Here is a 16817-nt window from a genome sequence, read left to right as displayed (position 1 = left end):
CATGAAAGTCATCTGCACCTCGCCCTCTTTCGCCAAGTATTCCCGGGAACCGCTGGCGCTGCTGGCCCGCCACGGCATCGAGCTGGTGGTGGTCCCGGCCGATATCGATGCCCAGGGCTTCATCGCCGCGGCCGCCGACTGTCAGGCGGCCATCACCGCCTTCAACCTGTTCGACGCCGCCACCTTCGCCGCGCTGCCGGGGCTGCGCCTGGTGTGCAAGCACGGCGTCGGGGTCGACAACCTCGACCTGGACGCGGCCCGCGCCCACGGCGTGACCGTCTGCAACGTGCCCAACTCCAACCGCCATGCGGTGGCCGACTACACCTTCGCCCTGCTGCTGGCCTCGGCGCGCCAGGTCGCCCGCGCCGACCGCGAGACCCGCGCCGGCGACTGGCCACGGCTGTTCGGCGCGGACGTCCACGGCAAGACCCTGGGCATCGTCGGCCTGGGCAGCATCGGCAAGGAGGTCGCACGGCGCGCCAGCGGCTTCGCCATGCGCGTCATCGCCCATGACCCCTACCCCGACCAGGCCTTCGCCGACCGCGAGCGCATCGAATTCCGCAGCCTGGACGAACTCCTCGCCGAAGCCGACTTCGTCACCCTGCACATCGGCCTGTCCGACGCCACGCGCCACCTGCTGGACGCCCGTCGCCTCGGCCTGATGAAGCCCGGCGCCCACCTGATCAATGCGGCCCGCGGCGGCATCGTCGATGAAGAGGCGCTCTACCAGGCGCTGCTCAGCGGCCACCTGGGCGGCGCGGCACTGGACGTGTTCGAGGACGAGCCGGCCAACCAGCACCCGCTGTACGGGCTGCCCAATGTGGTGGTGTCACCCCACATCGCCGGCTACACCCCCGGCGCCCTGGACATCCTCAGCCTCACCTGCGCCCGCAACGTGGTCGCCGCCCTCACCGGCAACGGCCCCCTGGAGTCCGTCGTCGTCGCCCCCTGACCCCTCACCCCTTTTCGGAACCTGATCATGGATAACAACAACAAGGCCACCAGGATTCGCTGGATCATCGCCGGACTGATGTGGACGGCGATCGCCATCAACTACATCGACCGCGTGGTGCTGTCCGCCGCCGCCCCGTTCATCAGCAAGGAATTCGCGCTCAACGCCACCGAGATGGGGCTGATCATGTCGGCCTTCTTCTGGTCCTACGCCCTGCTGCAGTTGCCCGCCGGCTGGCTGGCGGATCGCTTCGGCCAGAAGGCCACTCTGGGCGGCGCCGTGCTCTGGTGGTCGCTGGCCACCGCCCTGACCGGCCTCGCCACGGGCTTCAAGTCGCTGTTCGCCTTGCGCATCGGCCTGGGCATCGGCGAAGCGGCCGCCTACCCGAGCAACGCCGGCATCACCTCGCGCTGGTTTCCCGACAAGGAACGCGCCACCGTCTCGGGCATCTTCGACAGCGGCTCCAAGTTCGGCGGCGCGGTGGCCATGCCGCTGATCGTCGGCCTGATCGCGCTGTTCGGCTGGAAGCTGACCTTCGTCATCAGCGGCGCCCTCGGCATCCTCTGGGCCCTGGCCTGGTTCGCCTTCTACCGCAACGACCCGGAAGAGCATCCGCGCATCAACCAGGCCGAACTCAGCTACATCCGCGACGGCCAGCGCCGCCGCGAAGGCAACGGCGAAAAGCCGGCCATGCGCTGGTACGAGCTGCTGCGCTACCGCAACGTCTGGGCCATGTGCCTGGGCTTCTTCTTCATCAACTACAACTCCTACTTCTTCATCACCTGGCTGCCCACCTACCTAGTCAAGGAAAAGGGCATGGACCTCATCTCCATGGGCTTCATGGCGGCGCTGCCGCTGCTGATCGCCATGGTGGTGGAGGTCTTCGCCGGCTGGCTGTCGGACCGCATCTACCGCAGTGGCCGCTATTCGCTGACCACGATCCGCAAGACCTTCCTGGTGGTGGGCCTGCTGATGGCCTCCTGCATTGGCCTCGCCGCCTTCGCCGAGTCGGCCTGGATCGCCATCGTGCTGCTGTGCATCGCCAAGTCCGGCACCACGGTGGCCGCCACCCAGGTCTGGGCCATGCCCGGCGACATCGCCCCGCGCGGCATGACCTCGATGCTGGCCGGCCTGCAGAACTCGGTCTCCAACATGGGCGGCGTGGTCGGCCCCATCGTCACCGGCTTCATCGTCGCCACCACCGGCTCCTTCAACATCGCCCTGCTGTTCTCGGCGGGGCTGATCGTGGCCGCCATCCTCAACTACCTGTTCCTGCTCGGCCGGGTGGAACCCATCGTCTCCGAGGATGACCCGGAAGCGGACCTGCTGGGCGCTAGCCAACCCAGCCACTGACGTTCCTAGCCAGGGCGTCGGCGGCCTGCCGGCGCCCTGTGAAAAAGCTCGTACAACAACAACACGGAGCGATTTCCATGCAGACGTTCGACGTGCAAAGCACCGCCATCATCATCGGCATGGTGGTGGTCTACATCCTCTTCACCACCTGGCTCAGCATCCGCCTGCGCAGCCGCACCAGCGGCGAATTCATGGTGGCGGCGCGCAGCATGCCGGCCTTCGTGGTGGGCATCCTGATGATGTCGGAATTCATCGGCGCCAAGTCCACCGTGGGCACCGCCCAGGCGGCCTTCGAGAGTGGTTTCGCCGCTTCCTGGTCGGTGCTCGCCGCGGCCATCGGCTTTCCGCTGTTCGGCCTGCTGATGGCGCGCAAGCTCTATGCCTCCGGCGAGTTCACCATCTCCGGCTTCATCGCCCAGAAGTACGGCCTATCCACCAAGCTGATGGTGTCGATCATCATGATCTACGCCCTCTTGCTGGTGAACGTGGGCAACTACGTCAGCGGCGCCGCGGCCATCGCCACGGTGCTCAAGATCAACCTGCCCACCGCCGCCTTCATCACCGCCATCGTCAGTACCCTCTACTACGCGTTCGGCGGGCTGAAGAGCGTGGCCTACGTCAGCATCCTGCACACCTCGGTCAAGTACGTCGGCGTGCTCATCGTCCTGGGCGTGGCCCTGCACATGACCGGTGGCTTCAGCCCGGTCATGCAGCACATGCCGGAGCATTACTTCACCTGGGACGGCGCCATTGGCGGCAGCAAGATCTTCGCCTGGATCATCGGCACCGTCGGCGCCATCTTCTCCACCCAGTTCATCATCCAGGCGATCTCCTCGACCAAGGACGCCCGCGCCGCCCAGCGCTCCACCTTCCACGCCTCGCTGCTGTGCATTCCCATCTCCCTGGCGCTGGGCTTCATCGGGGTCGCGTCCAAGTACCTGCATCCGGAAATGAGCAGCCTCTACGCCCTGCCGGTCTTCCTGCAGTCGATGCACCCGGTGCTGGCCGGGGTGGTGACCATTTCCCTGGTCGCCTCCATCTTCGTCAGCGTCAGCACCGTGGCCCTGGCCATCGCCTCGCTGGTGGTCCGGGACTTCTATGTGCCGCTGCGCAAGCCCACGCCCGAGCGTGAATTCAAGGCCACCCGGGTGATTTCCCTGATCATTGGCTTCGTGCCGCTGTTCTTCGTCTTCTTCGTGCCCGAGATCCTCAACCTGTCGTTCTTCACCCGGGCGCTGCGGCTGTCCATCGCGGTGATCGCCATGATCGCCATCTACCTGCCGCTGTTCGCCACCAACCGCGGCGCGACCCTGGGCCTGCTGGCCTCGACCATCACCACCAGCGTCTGGTATCTGCTGGGCAATCCCTATGGCATCGACAACATGTACGTTGCCCTGGCGACGCCCGCCATCGTCGTGGTCATCGAACGTCTCTTCCCCCAGTCTGCCGCCAAAGCTGCCCCTGCCGAGGTCCCCCATGTCCACCACTGAAATCGCCATCGCCGGCCGCCAGGACAGTTTCCTGCCGACGCCCTATCCGCAGAACCACGCCGCCAACCTGCTGGCTCAGCCGGACGGCACCCTGCTGTGTACCTGGTTCGCCGGCAGCCAGGAAGGCAAGGCCGACATCTCGGTGCTGTTGAGCCGCCGCGATCCGGCCACCGGTACCTGGAGCGAGCACGTGCAACTGTCGGACGACCCCACTCGCTCCGAGCAGAATCCCATCCTGTTCCAGGCGCCGAATGGCCCGCTGTGGCTGCTGTGGACGGCCCAGCTGGCCGGCAACCAGGACACCGCCATCGTCCGTCGTCGGCTGTCCACGGATGGCGGTCACAGCTGGGGCCCCATCGAGACCCTGATCGACACCCCCGGAACCTTCGTTCGCCAACCGCCGGTGGTGCTCGCCAACGGCGACTGGCTGCTGCCCATCTTCCATTGCATCGCCCGCCCCGGCGAGAAATGGGTAGGCAGCCATGACACCAGCGCCGTGCTGATTTCAGGCGATCAGGGCCGCAGCTGGACCGAACATGCGGTACCGGAGAGCACCGGCTGCGTACACATGAACATCCAGTTGCTGGGGGACGGTACCCTGCTGGCGCTGTTCCGCAGTCGCTGGGCCGACTTCATCCACGCCAGCCGCTCCCAGGACGGTGGTCGCAGCTGGAGCGCGCCCACCCCGACAGCCCTGCCCAACAACAACTCCTCCATCCAGTTCGTTCGCCTCACCAGCGGCGAACTGGTGGTGGCCTACAACCCCACCAGCGCCGCCGACTACAGCGAGCGCCGTGCCTCGCTCTATGACGAGATCGACGACGGCGACAGTCGGGTCGATCCGGTGGCCAAAGACGGTGAGCGCAGCGCCGTCTGGGGCGTGCCGCGCGGGCCCATGAGCCTGGCCGTGTCCACGGATGACGGTCACAGCTGGCGGCGCCTGGACGTCGAGGCCGGCGATGGCTATTGCCTGACCAACAACTCCACCGAGAAGCTCAATCGCGAGTATTCCTATCCCAGCCTGGTGCAGGCAGCCGACGGGGAGGTGCACCTGGCCTTCACCTACTTCCGCCAGCGCATCAAGCACGTCCGCCTGCCCCTGGCAGCGCTGCGTTGAAGGAGACGGCGATGACGACTCAACCGCATGCCCTGGTCACCGGCGTCAGCTCCGGCATCGGCGCGGCCATCGCCCAGCGCCTGCTCGCCGAAGGCTGGCGAGTGACCGGCCTGAGCCGCCGCCCGCCAGAGCAAACGCATCCGGCGCTGACCTGGATCGGCGTCGACCTGGCCGATGACGCCGCGCTGGATACGGTGTTGGCCGACATCGAGCCGCTGGACGCCATCGTCCACGCCGCCGGCTTTATGCGTACGGCGCCGCTGGGCGCCCTGGACCCGGCCAATGGCGCCGCCATGTGGCACCTGCACGTGGCCGTCGCCAGCCGCCTGGTGGATCGCCTGGTCGAGCGCCTCGCCAGCGGCGGGCGCATCGTGCTGATCGGCAGTCGCACCATGCAGGGCGCGGCCGGACGCAGCCAGTACGCCGCCACCAAGGCGGCCCTGGTGGGTCTGGTGCGCTCCTGGGCATTGGAACTGGCATCGCGTGGCATCACCGTGAACCTGGTGGCGCCCGGGGCGACCGAGACGCCCATGCTGCGCGACCCGGGCCGTGCCGGCACGCCGCCGCGGCTGCCCCCGCTGGGCCGTTATGTGCAGCCTGAAGAGGTCGCGGGCCTGACCGCCTTCCTGCTCGGGCCGGATGCCGGGGCACTGACCGGCCAGACGCTGACCGTCTGCGGTGGCGCGTCGCTGTGAGGTGGGCGCGATTGCGCTAGAGTAGCGCCGTCTCTCCCGATGGATTCCCCATGAAGGTCGCCAAACGTCGCCAGGCCATCCTCGAGCTGGTCCTGGCCGGTCACACCAACGTCGAAACCCTGTGCCGGCATCTGGGGGTGTCGGAAGCCACGGTCCGCCGCGACCTCACCGCCCTCGCGGAAGAAGGCCGGATCCTGCGCACCTACGGCGGCGCGACCCACATCGGTACCCGCGAGCCGGAGCCGTCGCTGGAGCAGCGCAGCAACCAGTCCGGTCCGGAAAAGGCCCTGCTGGCCCGCGCCGCCCTCGCCCATATCAAGGATCACGACACCCTGGTGCTCGACGGCGGCACCACCACCGCCGCCCTGGCCAAGCTGCTCAACGAAAGACGCGGCCTGCACGTCATCACCAACAACCTGCTGGCGGTACCGCTGCTGCGCGACCTGCCGGAGGGCCACGTCACCCTGCTCGGCGGCGACCTGCGCCCCGGCAGCATGTCCACCTTCGGCCCGGCGGCCTTCACCATGCTGGAGCGGCTGTCAGCCGATAAGGTCTTCCTCAGCGCCGACGGCGTGGTCGCCGGCCGCGGCCTCTGCGAGGCCAGTACCGAGCAGGCCTATCTCAAGGAACTGATGATCCAGCAGGCCGCCGAGGTCTTCGTCCTCGCCGACGCGACCAAGCTCGGCCGCGACCGCCAGCAGCACTGGACGCCCTTGAAGACGGACTGGACGCTGATCACCGATGCCACGGCGAGCGACGTCCTCACCCCCTTCAGGCAGCAGGGGTTGGTTAGGGTCGAAGTGGTGTCCTGAGCGTTCAGCTCTCCCTAGGCGCCTCGTCTCCAGCGAGCCGAGGCGCCTGCCCTCACTCAGCCGCCGCGACGATGGCGATCTCGACCAGCAACTCGGGTGCGGCCAACTTGGACTCGACGGTGGCCCGCGCGGGCGCCTCTCCTTCCGGGGCCCAGGCATCCCATACCTCGTTCATGCCGGCGAAGTTGGCCTGGATGTCGGACAGCCATACCTGGGCGCTGAGGATGCGCGTCTTGTCCAGGCCGACCTTGGCCAGGTAGTCGTCGATCTTCTGCAGGACCTGCGCGGTCTGCCCCTTGATGTCCTGGCTGCGATCATTGGCGGTCTGGCCGCCGACGAAGGTGATGCCGCCCCTATACTGGACGACCCGGCTCATGCGCTGGTTGGTTTCGATACGGGTAATGGGTTGCATAGAGGCTCCTTGACTGGCCTGGGGGTTGAGGAAGCTTTATGGAAACGCTCGATGGCAAAGGCCGCGAGATCGATGGGGGATGACTCGCCCAGCACCAGCTGCGCGACACGCTGGCCGGTACCGAGACTCATCTGGAAACCGCTGCCGCAGTAACCGAACGAATAGGTCAGGCCACTGGCGCGACTGCTGGGCGAGATGACCGGTAGGTCGTCCTCGGTGAAGGCCTCGATACCGGACCAGGCGCGGTTGATGCCGAGGTGCCTGAGGTGCGGAAAGAGGTCCGTCACGGTCTGGGCGCTGGTCACCAGACGGGTAATATCCACCTCGCCGTGGCGGGCAGCAAAGTCCAGGGCTCCGATCAACTTGCCGCCGATGACCACGGTGCCGTTGTCGAATTGCTTGAAGGACAGGGCGCGACCGGTGGCGCCAAGCACCTGCCTGCAGAAGGGCGCCACGCGATGGGTCACCATCAGCATCAGCCCTTGCGGATAGGTGGGTACCGGTTCGCCCACCTCGGCAGCCAGCCGCCCCGCCCAGGCACCGGCCGTCACCACCAACTGGTCCGCCTCGAACCGCCCTTGGCGCGTCTCGACCTGCCAACGGGTGCCGCGCTGGGTGATGGATAGCGCAGGGGTCTGTTCATGCAGCACCACGCCCAGTCGCTCCGCCGCCTGCCGAACCGCCGTCACTACCTGGTAAGGGGTTGCGTAGCCGTCGTCCGCCACCCAGATACCGCCCACCACGTGGGGCGCCACCGTCGGCAGGAGTTCGAACACCGCCTGCTGATCGATGAGCACCTCATGGGTGAAGCCATGGGCCTGGAGTTCGGCGACGCGATCCCGACATTCCTGCAGCTCCGCGTCGGTTTCGGCCAGCTTGAGCTGGCCGCTGGCGACGAAACTCGCGTCCGTCCCCAGCAGTGCCGGCAGGTCGTGCCAGAGTTCGCGGGAGGCCAGTGCCAGGGGGATTTCCGCCAAGTGCCGGCCGAGCGTCCGCACGCCACCGGCGTTCACGCCGGAGGCATGCCGCCCGGCGTAGTCGGCTTCGAGCACGATCACCCGCACACCACGCTGCGCGAGCTGCCAGGCCGTGCTCAAGCCATGCAGCCCGGCGCCAATGACGATCACATCCGCCGTCCTGTCAGCCACTGGCGAGCTCTCCCAGGGTAATGGGCTTGATCGGTGGGCGAATGCGGTAGTAGCCCACTTCGTCCGGCGTCAGCCCGCGGGACTTGGCGATGATCTCGGTGACGGTCAGCCCGCACAGCCGTCCCTGGCAGGGCCCCATGCCGCAGCGCCCGAAGGATTTCGCCTGGTTCGGACCGCTGCAGCCCAGCTCGACGAAGCGCCGGATATCGCCCGCCGTCACCTCTTCGCAGCGGCAGACCGTGACGTCGTCCCGGACCGGAATTCGATTTTCCTCCCGCGGGCGATACAGGGCGTCGAGGAAGGGCCGGATGCGCAGGTTGCGCTCCAGCTCGGCGCGCAAGGGAGCGGCGTGGGCATCGCGCTGCGCCGGGGTGAGCTGGCCGAGGGTCCGTGCCAGCCCGAGCGCCGCGAGCTGCCCCTGCAAGGCCGCGGCCTGGGCACCGCCGATACCCGCGCCATCGCCGGCCACCGAGATCAAAGGCACGTCGAGCGCGCCCCATCGATCGGTTTCCGGGACGAAGCACAGCTGGGCGTCATCCCAGCGATGCTGGGCCCGGAGCGCCTGGGTGAACTGGATGTTCGGCACCACGCCCTGGTGCAGCAGCACGGTGCTGGCCGCCACCCGCTGCGGCTGCCCGTCGACGACGAAGCGGAGCGCCTGCGCCTGCCCTTCGCCCTCGACCTGCAGCTGCTCGGCGCCGGTGTAGTGCGGGACCTTGCCCTTGCGCAAGGCGCGCAACAGCGAGACGCCCTTGCGCAGGTAGGGCCAGGCGCGCAGCGCCGCCAACAGGTGCCCGCGGGCGCGCCAGTAGTCTTCACGGCGACTGGTGTCCACCAGGGCCGCGATGGGGATGCCCGCTCGCAGGTATTGCCAACCGAGCAGGTAGAGCAGCGGTCCGCAGCCGGCCAGCACCACCGGGCCCTGCGGCCCGATGCCGGCGGTCTTGAGCAGGATCTGCGCGGCCCCGGCGGTCATCACTCCGGGCAGGGTCCAGCCGGGAATGGGAAAGGGCCGCTCCATGGCACCGGTCGCCAGCAGCACGGCCCTGGCGGCGAAGGAACGCACCTGTCCATTCTTGAGGTAATGCACCTGACGCTCGCGGGTGATCTGCCAGACCGAAGCACTGGTCTCGTGGCGCACCTTCCCGCCCTTCACCGCCTCCGCCAGGTCGGCACCGGCCGCATAATCCGCTCCGAGCAACGCGCGCCGCGCGGGGGAGGCGCTGACGATACCGCGATAGATCTGCCCACCCACCGCTGCCTGCTCGTCCAGCAGCACAACGGAAAGTCCCAGGTCGGCCAGGGTGCGCGCGCCGGCCATACCGGCCGGGCCCGCGCCGATGACGACGACATCCACGGGTTCGAGATTCATGGCTGCACCTCCAGTACCACGGCGTCGGTGGCGGTGAAGGGCAGCTCCCGGGCGCCCTGCTGCGAACGGATACGCATGCCGTCGGCCGCCTCGATCAGGCAACTCTGGCGACTCGGCACTCCGTCGATCTCGACCAGGCATTCGAAGCACACCCCCATCATGCAATAGGGTGCACGCGCTTCCCCACCCACCGGCGAGGTTCGGAACTGCCGCACGCCGGCCAGCAGCAAGGCGGCCGCGACCGTGAGACCGCTAGGCACCTGGAAGGCCTGATCGTCGAAGGTCAGGGTGATGAGACGGCCGCCTTCAGCGTCCACGCGGCGAAACAAGGAATCAGTGGACATGGGAAAACACCTCCCCGGTGAGAAAACGTTCGCCGGCGAACACCGCCAGCTCTTCCGGCTGAACACCGCCGCGGACCCAGGGCGCGATCCGGGTCGCGTGGGCCGCGGCCAGGGTCACGCCGCTGTGGCAGGTGACGACGAAGGCACCGGGGTGCGACGCGGACTCCTGGTAAATCGGATAGCCGTCCGGGCTCATGACGCGCAGGGCGCCCCAGGCGCGTACCAGGCGTACGTCAGCCAGCAGCGGAAAGGTGCTGACACCGCGCTGGGCGATCCGGGCGAGCACGTCGGTGGTGGTCAGGTCGTTGAAGCCGACCTCCTCCATGGAATCGCCGAGTTGGACGCTACCCTCGTCGGTCTGGCGCACATTGATGGTCGGGTAGTCGAGAAAAGGGCGAACCCGCTCGCTGACCAATACCTGTCCGCGATTCGGCGCGACCGGAGCATGCAGTCCGACTTGCTCCCCCAGCGGTCGATTGCCCAGGCCCGCCGCCAGCACCAGGCGCGGCGCGGTGAAGCGCTGCCCCGGCGTGACCACGGCGAATTCGCCCGGCGCGGAATCAATCCGCTCGACCGGCATCCGCCCCAGCACCGTCGCCCCGTGGTGCCGCGCCCCGGCGTGCAGGGCGCGCAGCAGCTTGAGCGGATTCACGTGGCCGTCCATAGGCGTGTAGCTGGCCCCCACGACCTTCGGCCCTATGCCGGGCAGGCGCGCGCGCAGATCCGCCTGGTCGAGCATCGCGAAGGGATAGTCACCCAGGCCGGCCTGCATGCTGGCCAGCCGCGCCTGGCGCTCCGCCAGTTCCTGGTCGGAAAAACACATGTGAAAGCCGCCGGGCTGCTTCAGGCGGACATCGACGTCCGTCTCCGCCAGCAGGCCCTCGGCCAACCCGGCCCAGGCCAGGGCGGAGGATCTGGTCCAGCGCGAATATTCCAGGCGGTCGAAGCCCTTGCCCTGCACCCAGACCAGGCCGAAGTTGCCCCGCGAGGCGCGGAAGGCATCATCGCCCTGATCGAGCACCAGGGTCCTGGTGCCGGCCTTGGCCAAGCCATAGGCGACCGCCATGCCGACCAGGCCGCCACCCACCACAATGACGTCCGCCGAGGTCGGTACGTTGCTGTCGTTCATTGCTTCTCTCCGATCAACACCCGATCCAGGCCGACCAGCCGATCGAGCAGCAGCATCACCGCCAGGGTGCCCAGGATCAGCACGGTGGAGGCCGCCGTGATCAGGGGGTCGATGGTCTGGGCGATCTGGTTGTACATGGCGACCGGCAGGGTCGTGGTGCCGGGCGTGGCGACGAAGACCGTCATGGTCAGCTCGTCGAAGCTCTGGATAAAGGCGAGCAGCCAGCCGCCCACCACGCCGGTGCGGATCCGCGGCAGGATCACCCGCCAGAAGGTCTGCAGCCGATTGGCGCCGAGGGACAGCGCCGCCTGTTCCGCATCGCGCTCCAGGCCGATGGTGGACGCCAGCGTCAGCCGCAAGGCATAGGGCAGCACGACGATGACGTGGGTGATGCTCAGCGCCCACAGCGAGCCACCCACCTGGGCGAGGGAAAAGAAGCGCAGGAAGGCGATCCCCAGCACCACCGAGGGAATCATCAGCGGCGACATCAGGAAGCCGGTGATCGCCCCACGGCCGGGAAAGTCGTAGCGACTGAGCGCCAGCGCCGCCGGCACCGCCAGCAGGGTGGCGACGGTCGCCGACACCAGGCCCAGCTTGAGCGACAGCCAGAAGGCATCGACCATTTCCTGGTTGGCCCAGAGCGCCTGGAACCAGCGCAGCGACAGGCCACCCGAGGGCAATGAAATGAAGCCTTCGCCGGTAAAGGACACCGCCATCACCACCACCAGCGGCGCGACGATGAAGGCGATGAACAGCGCATGAAAGGCCAGCGAGAAAAATCCGTTCCGGTACATGGCGGTCACTCGAAGACGTGTTTGAAACGGCGCTCGGCCAGCCGGCTGCAGCCCACCACGATCACCAGGTTGGCGATCAGCAGCAGCACCGCGATGGCAGCGCCCAGCGGCCAGTTCAGCGAACCGAGGAATTCGTCGTAGGCGGCCGTGGCCACCACCTTGAGCCGGCGCCCGCCGATGATCGCGGGAGTGGCGAAGGCCGAGGCCGCCAGGGCGAAGACGATGATCGAACCCGAGAGGATCCCCGGCACGATCTGCGGCAGCACCACCCGCCTGAAGGTCGTCGCCCGCGAGGCGCCCAGCGAGAGGCCGGCCTGCTCCACCTGCAGGTCGAGCTTCTGCAGGCTGGCCCAGACGGCGATCACCATGAAGGGCACCAGCACATGGGTCAGCGCCAGCACCACGCCGAACTGGGTGAACATCATGCGGATCGGGAAATCGATGAGGCCCAGCGCCTGCAACGCCTGGTTGATCAGGCCGTTGTTGCCCAGCAGGATGGCCCACCCCAGGGTGCGCACCACCACCGAGATGAGCAGCGGCCCGAGCACCACCAGCAGGAACAGCGATCGCCAGGGCGCCCGCATCCGGGCGATGATCAGCGTCTCCGGCACGCCGATCAGCACCGCGCAGAGCGTCACGGCCAGCGCCATGCCACCGGTGCGCAGGAAGATCTCGTGGAAGTAGTCGTCGCCGAATACCTCCAGGTAGTTGGCCAGTGAGTACACCGGGATCACGCCCTTGGTGTCGCTGAACAGGTTCAACGACAGCATGGCAGTGAGCACCAGCGGCGCCGCCAGCAGGGTCAGGAAGACGAGGAGTGCAGGACCGGTCAGCAGCCAGGGGGTGCTGCCGACGCGCTCGGCATCATAGGTGGCCATGGGACACCTCCCGGCCGAGCAGGCGCAGGTCATCGTCCAGCCAGGTAAGCCCCACCTCCTCGCCTTCCAGCGGCGGTGGCGCGCCGAGATTCGGTTGCGTCAGGTTCACCGGGCCCAGGGGGCTCTCGACGCCGATTAGCCAGAGATTGCCGAGAAAGACCCGCATGCGCACCGTGCCGCGCAAGCGGGCTTCGGCGGGCGCGGCCAGGCGAATCTTTTCCGGCCGCAGGTAGACGTTCACATCCCCGTCGAATTGGTGCCCCTCATGGGGCACATGGAACAGCAGGCCGTCGACCTTGACCTCGTAGCAGCGTGGCTTGCGGGTCTGGACCGCCCCAGGAAAGGCGTTGGTCTTGCCCAGGAAGCTCGAGGCGAAGGGCGACTGGGGCCGCTCGTAGGTCTCGAACGGCGAACCGATCTGCACGATGCGGCCGCCGTGCATCACCGCGATGCGGTCGCTCATGGTCATCGCCTCCACCTGGTCGTGGGTGACCAGGATGGTGGTGATGCCGAGGTCGCGCTGGATGGCGCGCAACTCGATGTGCATGTCCTCGCGCAGCTTGGCGTCGAGGTTCGACATCGGCTCGTCCAGCAGCAAGAGGTTGGGCCGGATCGCCAGCGCCCGGGCGATGGCCACCCGCTGGCGCTGCCCGCCGGACAGTGCCTTGGGATAGCGCTCGCCCAGGCCCTGCAGCCGCACCATATCGAGCGCCGACTGCACCCGCCCGGCCCTTTCGCTGCGTGGCACGCCGCGCATCTCCAGGCCGAAGCTGACGTTCTCGGCCACGGTCATGTGCGGGAACAGGGCATAGCTCTGGAACACCATCCCCAGCCCGCGTTTTTCCGGGCGGACATGGGTGATGTCCCGGCCATCCAGCACGATGCGCCCGGCCGAGGGCTGCACGAAGCCGGCGATGCTCTGCAGCGTGGTGGTCTTGCCGCACCCCGAGGGGCCGAGCAGGGACAGGAACTCACCCTGCTCCACCGCCAGGTCGAGTCCGGCGATGGCGATGAAGTCGCCATAGGTTTTGACGAGGCCGTCGAGGATCAGAAAAGCCATGGGCTTGCCTCCACGATCACGGATGCGTGATCCCTGTGCGTCGAAAGGAAGGTCGGGCGTCGGTCCCTAAGGACGAACCAGCGGCCCGGACAGGAGCGATTCACGCCAGAGCGGAACGAAGCGGACTCAGGGCCTCGCCGTGCGAAGGGTGCAGGGCTTGCCCGCAGGCGCCACCCTCCTCGCCCAGCTGTCGCTTCATCGCCGGCTGGCGGAAGCGGCCCTAGCGCTCGATGGTCCTGTTCCAGCGGGTGGTCCACTCGGAGCGCTTCTGGTTGACGGTGTCCCAGTCGACCTTGAGCAGGCTGTCGACCTTCGCCTGGCCATAGGGCATGCGGGTCGCCACCTCCGGCGCCAACTCCACGGTGCGGTTCACCGGCGCGAAGCCATTGCTCTCGGCCTGGATCTTCTGGATCTCCGGCGACAGCACGAACTGGATGAATTGCTGGGAGAGTTCCGACTGGGCATTCGGCGTGACCGAGCAGCCGGCGACCTGCAGCGCCACCGCGCCTTCCTGCGGGTAGATGAACTTGAGCGGAAAGCCGGTGTTCTGCAGCGCCACCGCCCGGCCACTGCCGTACACCGCCATGACCACATCGCCGTTCTGCATCATCCCGTCCATCTCGCCCGGCGCACTGACCCAGGCCAGCACGTTGGGCGCGATCTTCTTCTCGAATACCGCGAAGCCCGGATCGATGTCCTTTTCGCCGCCGCCATTCAGTCGCGCCATCTCGATCAGCGCGTGCAGTCCGTAGGTATTGGTGATCGGCGGCATGCCCAGCAGCTGGCGATACTTGGGATCTTCCAGGTCTTTCCAGGAGGTCGGCGCCGCCCAGCCGCGCTTCTTGAAGGCCTCTTCGTTGTAGCCGATGCCGGTAGCGACCATGCCCACGGCAGTCGCCTCGGGGCTCAGGCGCGCCACGGGGTACAGGTCCTGATAGACGGGAGCGTCGGTGAGCTTTTCGCAGAAGCCAAGCTGCAGCGCCTGATACATGGGGCCGTCGTCCATCAGGGCCACGTTGATCTGCTGCCGCCCCTTCTGCGCCTGCAACTTGGCCAGGGTTTCCGTCGAGTTGCCCGATACGTAGACGACCTTGACCCCATGGGCCTTTTCGAAGGCGGGAATGATGCGGGTCTTGTACATCTGTTCGGTGGAGCCGCCGACCCCGGCGACGTAAAGCGTCGGTTCAGCCTGGGCGGGCAGCGCCAGGCCGGCACCTGCGGCGGCCACCAGCAGCGCGGCCAGGCCCTGGCGCAGGGAGAGAGATGAAGCGAAGACGGAATACGGACGGGTCACGGGCAATGCTCCCTTTTTTGCGTTGCGGCAGATCGAGAAGGTCGTGAGGACACGACTTGAAGATCGATGCATCCGCCTCCGAAGACCGCGCGGTAACCGCCATTCGAAAACGCTTTCTTTTTATGGGGCCATTTGGCCTGGGACCGAGTATTGTCAGCCTTGACCCATAGGGTCAAATACGAAGGTAGGGGTTAAGTATTCATATTTGATATGGAGAGCCCGCGTGAATCTCAGGCAGATCGAAGCCTTCCGCAGCGTGATGCGTCTAGGCTCAATGACCGCGGCGGCCGACGCCCTGCACACCTCGCAGCCCAACGTCAGCCGCCTGATCGCCCAGTTGGAGCTGAGCACCGGACTCAAACTGTTCGAGCGCGCGGGGGTACGGCTGATACCGACGAAGGAAGGCAGCGCCTTGCAGCGCTCACCGAAATCTTGAGTGCCCGACCGGGCCTGGGTGAGCTGACGCTCGTATGGCCGACGCTATCGCGCCTTACCGCCGCCGGCGAGCGCGTGGTGCTGATCGCCCCTCCCTACCTGCTCTACCCGCACGCCTGGCTGCAGGCCGGCGTCGACCTTGGCCGGCTGAGCGTCATCCAGGTGCAAGGCAAGGATGTGCTGTGGGCGGCAGAGCAGTGCCTGCGCTCTGGTAGCTGTGGTGCGGTGCTCTGCTGGCCAAGCCGTGCGGACGATCGCGCGCTGCGCCAGCTGCAGGTTGCAGGTTGCAGGTTGCAGGTTGCAGGTTGCGGCAGAGACCGGGCAGACTCTGGCATTCGCGTTCCGCCACCAGCGCGAGGCGGTCAATGCCTCACCCGCGGCGCTACGCCTAGTGCTGGAGGGTTCGCTTCAGCAATTGCGGGTGCTCGAGTGCCGCGGCGGCAATCCACCGGCGACTGCGCTGGCGTATCGGGTCTGGCATTGAGGGACGACTGCCATGAGATGGGCCTGCATCTTTTTCCCACAATTTGCTCTGGACGGTGTGCTGCGCGACTGTCCTGGTCCTGATGAACCGCTGGTAATGCTCCATGGGCCGATTCAACGCAGGATCATCAAGGCGGCGACCCCCGCTGCGTTGGCACTTGGCCTCCGGCCGTAGATGACGTGGGGCAAAATTTGAAAGATCGCAAAAACTATCAGGCACAAAAAAATCCAGTCACCGCTAAGTGACTGGATTTCTTAGTTTTTTTGGTCGGGACGGAGTGATTCGAACACTCGACCCCTTGCACCCCATGCAAGTGCGCTACCAGGCTGCGCTACGCCCCGACTGTGTTCCTCTAGGGAACGGCGTGCATCTTACTGCAACGCTTTGATTAGTGGAAGCTTTTTTTCACTTCTTCAGTACGACGAGGACTTCTTCGAGTTCGCTGATCATCTGGCGGATGAGCTGGTGGTACTGCGAACCCTCGTCGCGGGTCTCGTCGCCCTGGGTGAGGCGCTGGCGCGCCCCGCCGATGGTGAAGCCTTCGTTGTACAGCAGCGAGCGGATCTGGCGGATCATCAGCACGTCGTGGCGCTGGTAGTAGCGCCGATTACCGCGGCGCTTCACCGGGTTCAGTTGGGGAAATTCCTGCTCCCAGTAGCGCAGCACGTGCGGCTTGACCAGGCACAGGTCGCTTACCTCACCGATGGTGAAGTAGCGCTTGCCCGGTATGACCGGCAGTTCGTCGTTATGACTTGGTTCCAGCATAGGCCTCGACCCTGGCTTTGAGTTTCTGCCCGGGGCGGAAGGTCACCACACGGCGCGCCGTGATGGGTATCTCCTCCCCCGTCTTGGGATTGCGTCCGGGGCGCTGGCGCTTGTCGCGCAGGTCGAAGTTGCCGAAACCGGACAACTTGACCTGCTCGTTGCTTTCGAGCGCATGACGAATTTCTTCGAAGAACAGTTCGACCAATTCCTTGGCTTCACGTTTGTTCAGACCGAGCTCTTCAAACAGACGTTCGGCCATCTCAGCTTTCGTCAGGGCCCCCAT

Annotated in this window: 17 protein-coding genes, 1 tRNA gene and 2 pseudogenes; 8 read left to right on the top strand and 12 right to left on the bottom strand. The window is 66.7% G+C overall.

The features are described 5' to 3' along the window. Position 1 precedes the first annotated feature (1 nt). The 6 genes from FSV73_RS05930 to FSV73_RS05905 all read left to right on the top strand — a co-directional run bounded on the left by FSV73_RS05930 (position 2) and on the right by FSV73_RS05905 (position 6419). Positions 2–952, top strand: a complete 951-nt coding sequence (locus FSV73_RS05930) for a phosphoglycerate dehydrogenase (RefSeq protein ID WP_145005286.1) — start codon at positions 2–4, stop codon at positions 950–952. 27 nt (positions 953–979) lie between these two features. Next, positions 980–2305, top strand: coding sequence for an MFS transporter (locus tag FSV73_RS05925; protein WP_145005283.1), 1326 nt, complete (start codon positions 980–982; stop codon positions 2303–2305). Between the two features lie 77 nt (positions 2306–2382). Further along, complete coding sequence (locus tag FSV73_RS05920) at positions 2383–3795, top strand: sodium:solute symporter family protein (protein ID WP_145005281.1); 1413 nt, start codon at positions 2383–2385, stop codon at positions 3793–3795. Beyond that, complete coding sequence (locus FSV73_RS05915; RefSeq protein WP_145005278.1) at positions 3782–4912, top strand: sialidase family protein; 1131 nt, start codon at positions 3782–3784, stop codon at positions 4910–4912. The genes FSV73_RS05920 and FSV73_RS05915 overlap by 14 nt, the downstream gene beginning before the upstream one ends. Positions 4913–4923: 11 nt before the next feature. Beyond that, complete coding sequence (locus FSV73_RS05910; RefSeq protein ID WP_145005275.1) at positions 4924–5607, top strand: SDR family NAD(P)-dependent oxidoreductase; 684 nt, start codon at positions 4924–4926, stop codon at positions 5605–5607. 50 nt (positions 5608–5657) lie between these two features. Next, on the top strand, positions 5658–6419 hold the full coding sequence (locus FSV73_RS05905; RefSeq protein ID WP_145005272.1) for a DeoR/GlpR family DNA-binding transcription regulator: 762 nt from the start codon (positions 5658–5660) through the stop codon (positions 6417–6419). A gap of 52 nt (positions 6420–6471) precedes the next feature. Here the strand turns inward: FSV73_RS05905 and FSV73_RS05900 are convergent, their stop codons facing one another. The 9 genes from FSV73_RS05900 to FSV73_RS05860 form a co-directional block, all read right to left on the bottom strand. Continuing rightward, positions 6472–6831 (bottom strand): RidA family protein, encoded by a 360-nt coding sequence (locus FSV73_RS05900; RefSeq protein ID WP_145005269.1) that lies wholly within the window; start codon positions 6829–6831, stop codon positions 6472–6474. Beyond that, positions 6792–7958: an NAD(P)/FAD-dependent oxidoreductase gene (locus tag FSV73_RS05895; RefSeq protein WP_260856028.1), complete on the bottom strand. Its 1167-nt coding sequence runs from the start codon at positions 7956–7958 to the stop codon at positions 6792–6794. Before FSV73_RS05895 ends, FSV73_RS05900 begins: the two co-directional genes overlap by 40 nt. A gap of 13 nt (positions 7959–7971) precedes the next feature. Next, positions 7972–9351, bottom strand: a complete 1380-nt coding sequence (locus FSV73_RS05890) for an NAD(P)/FAD-dependent oxidoreductase (protein WP_145005263.1) — start codon at positions 9349–9351, stop codon at positions 7972–7974. Next, on the bottom strand, positions 9348–9695 hold the full coding sequence (locus FSV73_RS05885) for a (2Fe-2S)-binding protein (RefSeq protein ID WP_145005259.1): 348 nt from the start codon (positions 9693–9695) through the stop codon (positions 9348–9350). The genes FSV73_RS05890 and FSV73_RS05885 overlap by 4 nt, the downstream gene beginning before the upstream one ends. Further along, positions 9685–10824, bottom strand: a complete 1140-nt coding sequence (locus tag FSV73_RS05880; protein ID WP_145005256.1) for an NAD(P)/FAD-dependent oxidoreductase — start codon at positions 10822–10824, stop codon at positions 9685–9687. The genes FSV73_RS05885 and FSV73_RS05880 overlap by 11 nt, the downstream gene beginning before the upstream one ends. Then, on the bottom strand, positions 10821–11618 hold the full coding sequence (locus FSV73_RS05875; protein ID WP_145005253.1) for an ABC transporter permease: 798 nt from the start codon (positions 11616–11618) through the stop codon (positions 10821–10823). The genes FSV73_RS05880 and FSV73_RS05875 overlap by 4 nt, the downstream gene beginning before the upstream one ends. Before the next feature lie 5 nt (positions 11619–11623). After that, complete coding sequence (locus FSV73_RS05870) at positions 11624–12496, bottom strand: ABC transporter permease (protein ID WP_145005250.1); 873 nt, start codon at positions 12494–12496, stop codon at positions 11624–11626. After that, on the bottom strand, positions 12483–13556 hold the full coding sequence (locus FSV73_RS05865) for an ABC transporter ATP-binding protein (protein WP_145005247.1): 1074 nt from the start codon (positions 13554–13556) through the stop codon (positions 12483–12485). Before FSV73_RS05865 ends, FSV73_RS05870 begins: the two co-directional genes overlap by 14 nt. 220 nt (positions 13557–13776) lie before the next feature. Continuing rightward, positions 13777–14850 carry an ABC transporter substrate-binding protein gene (locus FSV73_RS05860; protein WP_260856027.1) on the bottom strand — a complete coding sequence of 358 codons (1074 nt, stop codon included), beginning with the start codon at positions 14848–14850 and terminating at the stop codon, positions 13777–13779. Positions 14851–15073: 223 nt separating this feature from the next. Between FSV73_RS05860 and FSV73_RS05855 the strand changes: the two are divergent. After that, positions 15074–15262, top strand: a pseudogene (locus FSV73_RS05855) (LysR family transcriptional regulator); the annotation flags it as partial. Between the two features lie 2 nt (positions 15263–15264). Beyond that, positions 15265–15769 (top strand): annotated as a pseudogene (gene imuA / locus FSV73_RS05850) (translesion DNA synthesis-associated protein ImuA); the annotation flags it as partial. A gap of 264 nt (positions 15770–16033) precedes the next feature. On the opposite strand, the gene FSV73_RS05840 reads toward imuA, so the two are convergent. The 3 genes from FSV73_RS05840 to ihfA all read right to left on the bottom strand — a co-directional run bounded on the left by FSV73_RS05840 (position 16034) and on the right by ihfA (position 16817). Further along, a tRNA-Pro gene (locus FSV73_RS05840) sits at positions 16034–16110 on the bottom strand. Between the two features lie 64 nt (positions 16111–16174). Further along, positions 16175–16534 carry a MerR family transcriptional regulator gene (locus FSV73_RS05835; protein ID WP_007159195.1) on the bottom strand — a complete coding sequence of 120 codons (360 nt, stop codon included), beginning with the start codon at positions 16532–16534 and terminating at the stop codon, positions 16175–16177. Beyond that, the gene (gene ihfA / locus FSV73_RS05830; RefSeq protein ID WP_007159196.1) at positions 16515–16817 is read right to left on the bottom strand and encodes an integration host factor subunit alpha; all 303 of its coding nucleotides are present in this window, start codon (positions 16815–16817) and stop codon (positions 16515–16517) included. The genes FSV73_RS05835 and ihfA overlap by 20 nt, the downstream gene beginning before the upstream one ends.

The organism is Pseudomonas oryzihabitans, from assembly GCF_007665395.1.
GTDB lineage: Bacteria > Pseudomonadota > Gammaproteobacteria > Pseudomonadales > Pseudomonadaceae > Chryseomonas > Chryseomonas psychrotolerans_C.
The sequence above is the reverse complement of the archived record's forward strand: the minus strand, read 5'-3'. Positions and strand labels throughout refer to the sequence as shown.

Excerpts from the sequence above, each read along its gene's own strand:
- FSV73_RS05930 (WP_145005286.1), top strand. The coding sequence starts at position 2 with ATGAAAGTCATCTGCACCTCGCCCTCTTTCGCCAAGTATTCCCGGGAA.
- FSV73_RS05925 (WP_145005283.1), top strand. The coding sequence starts at position 980 with ATGGATAACAACAACAAGGCCACCAGGATTCGCTGGATCATCGCCGGA.
- FSV73_RS05920 (WP_145005281.1), top strand. The coding sequence starts at position 2,383 with ATGCAGACGTTCGACGTGCAAAGCACCGCCATCATCATCGGCATGGTG.
- FSV73_RS05915 (WP_145005278.1), top strand. The coding sequence starts at position 3,782 with ATGTCCACCACTGAAATCGCCATCGCCGGCCGCCAGGACAGTTTCCTG.
- FSV73_RS05910 (WP_145005275.1), top strand. The coding sequence starts at position 4,924 with ATGACGACTCAACCGCATGCCCTGGTCACCGGCGTCAGCTCCGGCATC.
- FSV73_RS05905 (WP_145005272.1), top strand. The coding sequence starts at position 5,658 with ATGAAGGTCGCCAAACGTCGCCAGGCCATCCTCGAGCTGGTCCTGGCC.
- FSV73_RS05900 (WP_145005269.1), bottom strand. The coding sequence starts at position 6,831 with ATGCAACCCATTACCCGTATCGAAACCAACCAGCGCATGAGCCGGGTC.
- FSV73_RS05890 (WP_145005263.1), bottom strand. The coding sequence starts at position 9,351 with ATGAATCTCGAACCCGTGGATGTCGTCGTCATCGGCGCGGGCCCGGCC.
- FSV73_RS05885 (WP_145005259.1), bottom strand. The coding sequence starts at position 9,695 with ATGTCCACTGATTCCTTGTTTCGCCGCGTGGACGCTGAAGGCGGCCGT.
- FSV73_RS05880 (WP_145005256.1), bottom strand. The coding sequence starts at position 10,824 with ATGAACGACAGCAACGTACCGACCTCGGCGGACGTCATTGTGGTGGGT.
- FSV73_RS05875 (WP_145005253.1), bottom strand. The coding sequence starts at position 11,618 with ATGTACCGGAACGGATTTTTCTCGCTGGCCTTTCATGCGCTGTTCATC.
- FSV73_RS05870 (WP_145005250.1), bottom strand. The coding sequence starts at position 12,496 with ATGGCCACCTATGATGCCGAGCGCGTCGGCAGCACCCCCTGGCTGCTG.
- FSV73_RS05865 (WP_145005247.1), bottom strand. The coding sequence starts at position 13,556 with ATGGCTTTTCTGATCCTCGACGGCCTCGTCAAAACCTATGGCGACTTC.
- FSV73_RS05835 (WP_007159195.1), bottom strand. The coding sequence starts at position 16,534 with ATGCTGGAACCAAGTCATAACGACGAACTGCCGGTCATACCGGGCAAG.
- ihfA (WP_007159196.1), bottom strand. The coding sequence starts at position 16,817 with ATGGGGGCCCTGACGAAAGCTGAGATGGCCGAACGTCTGTTTGAAGAG.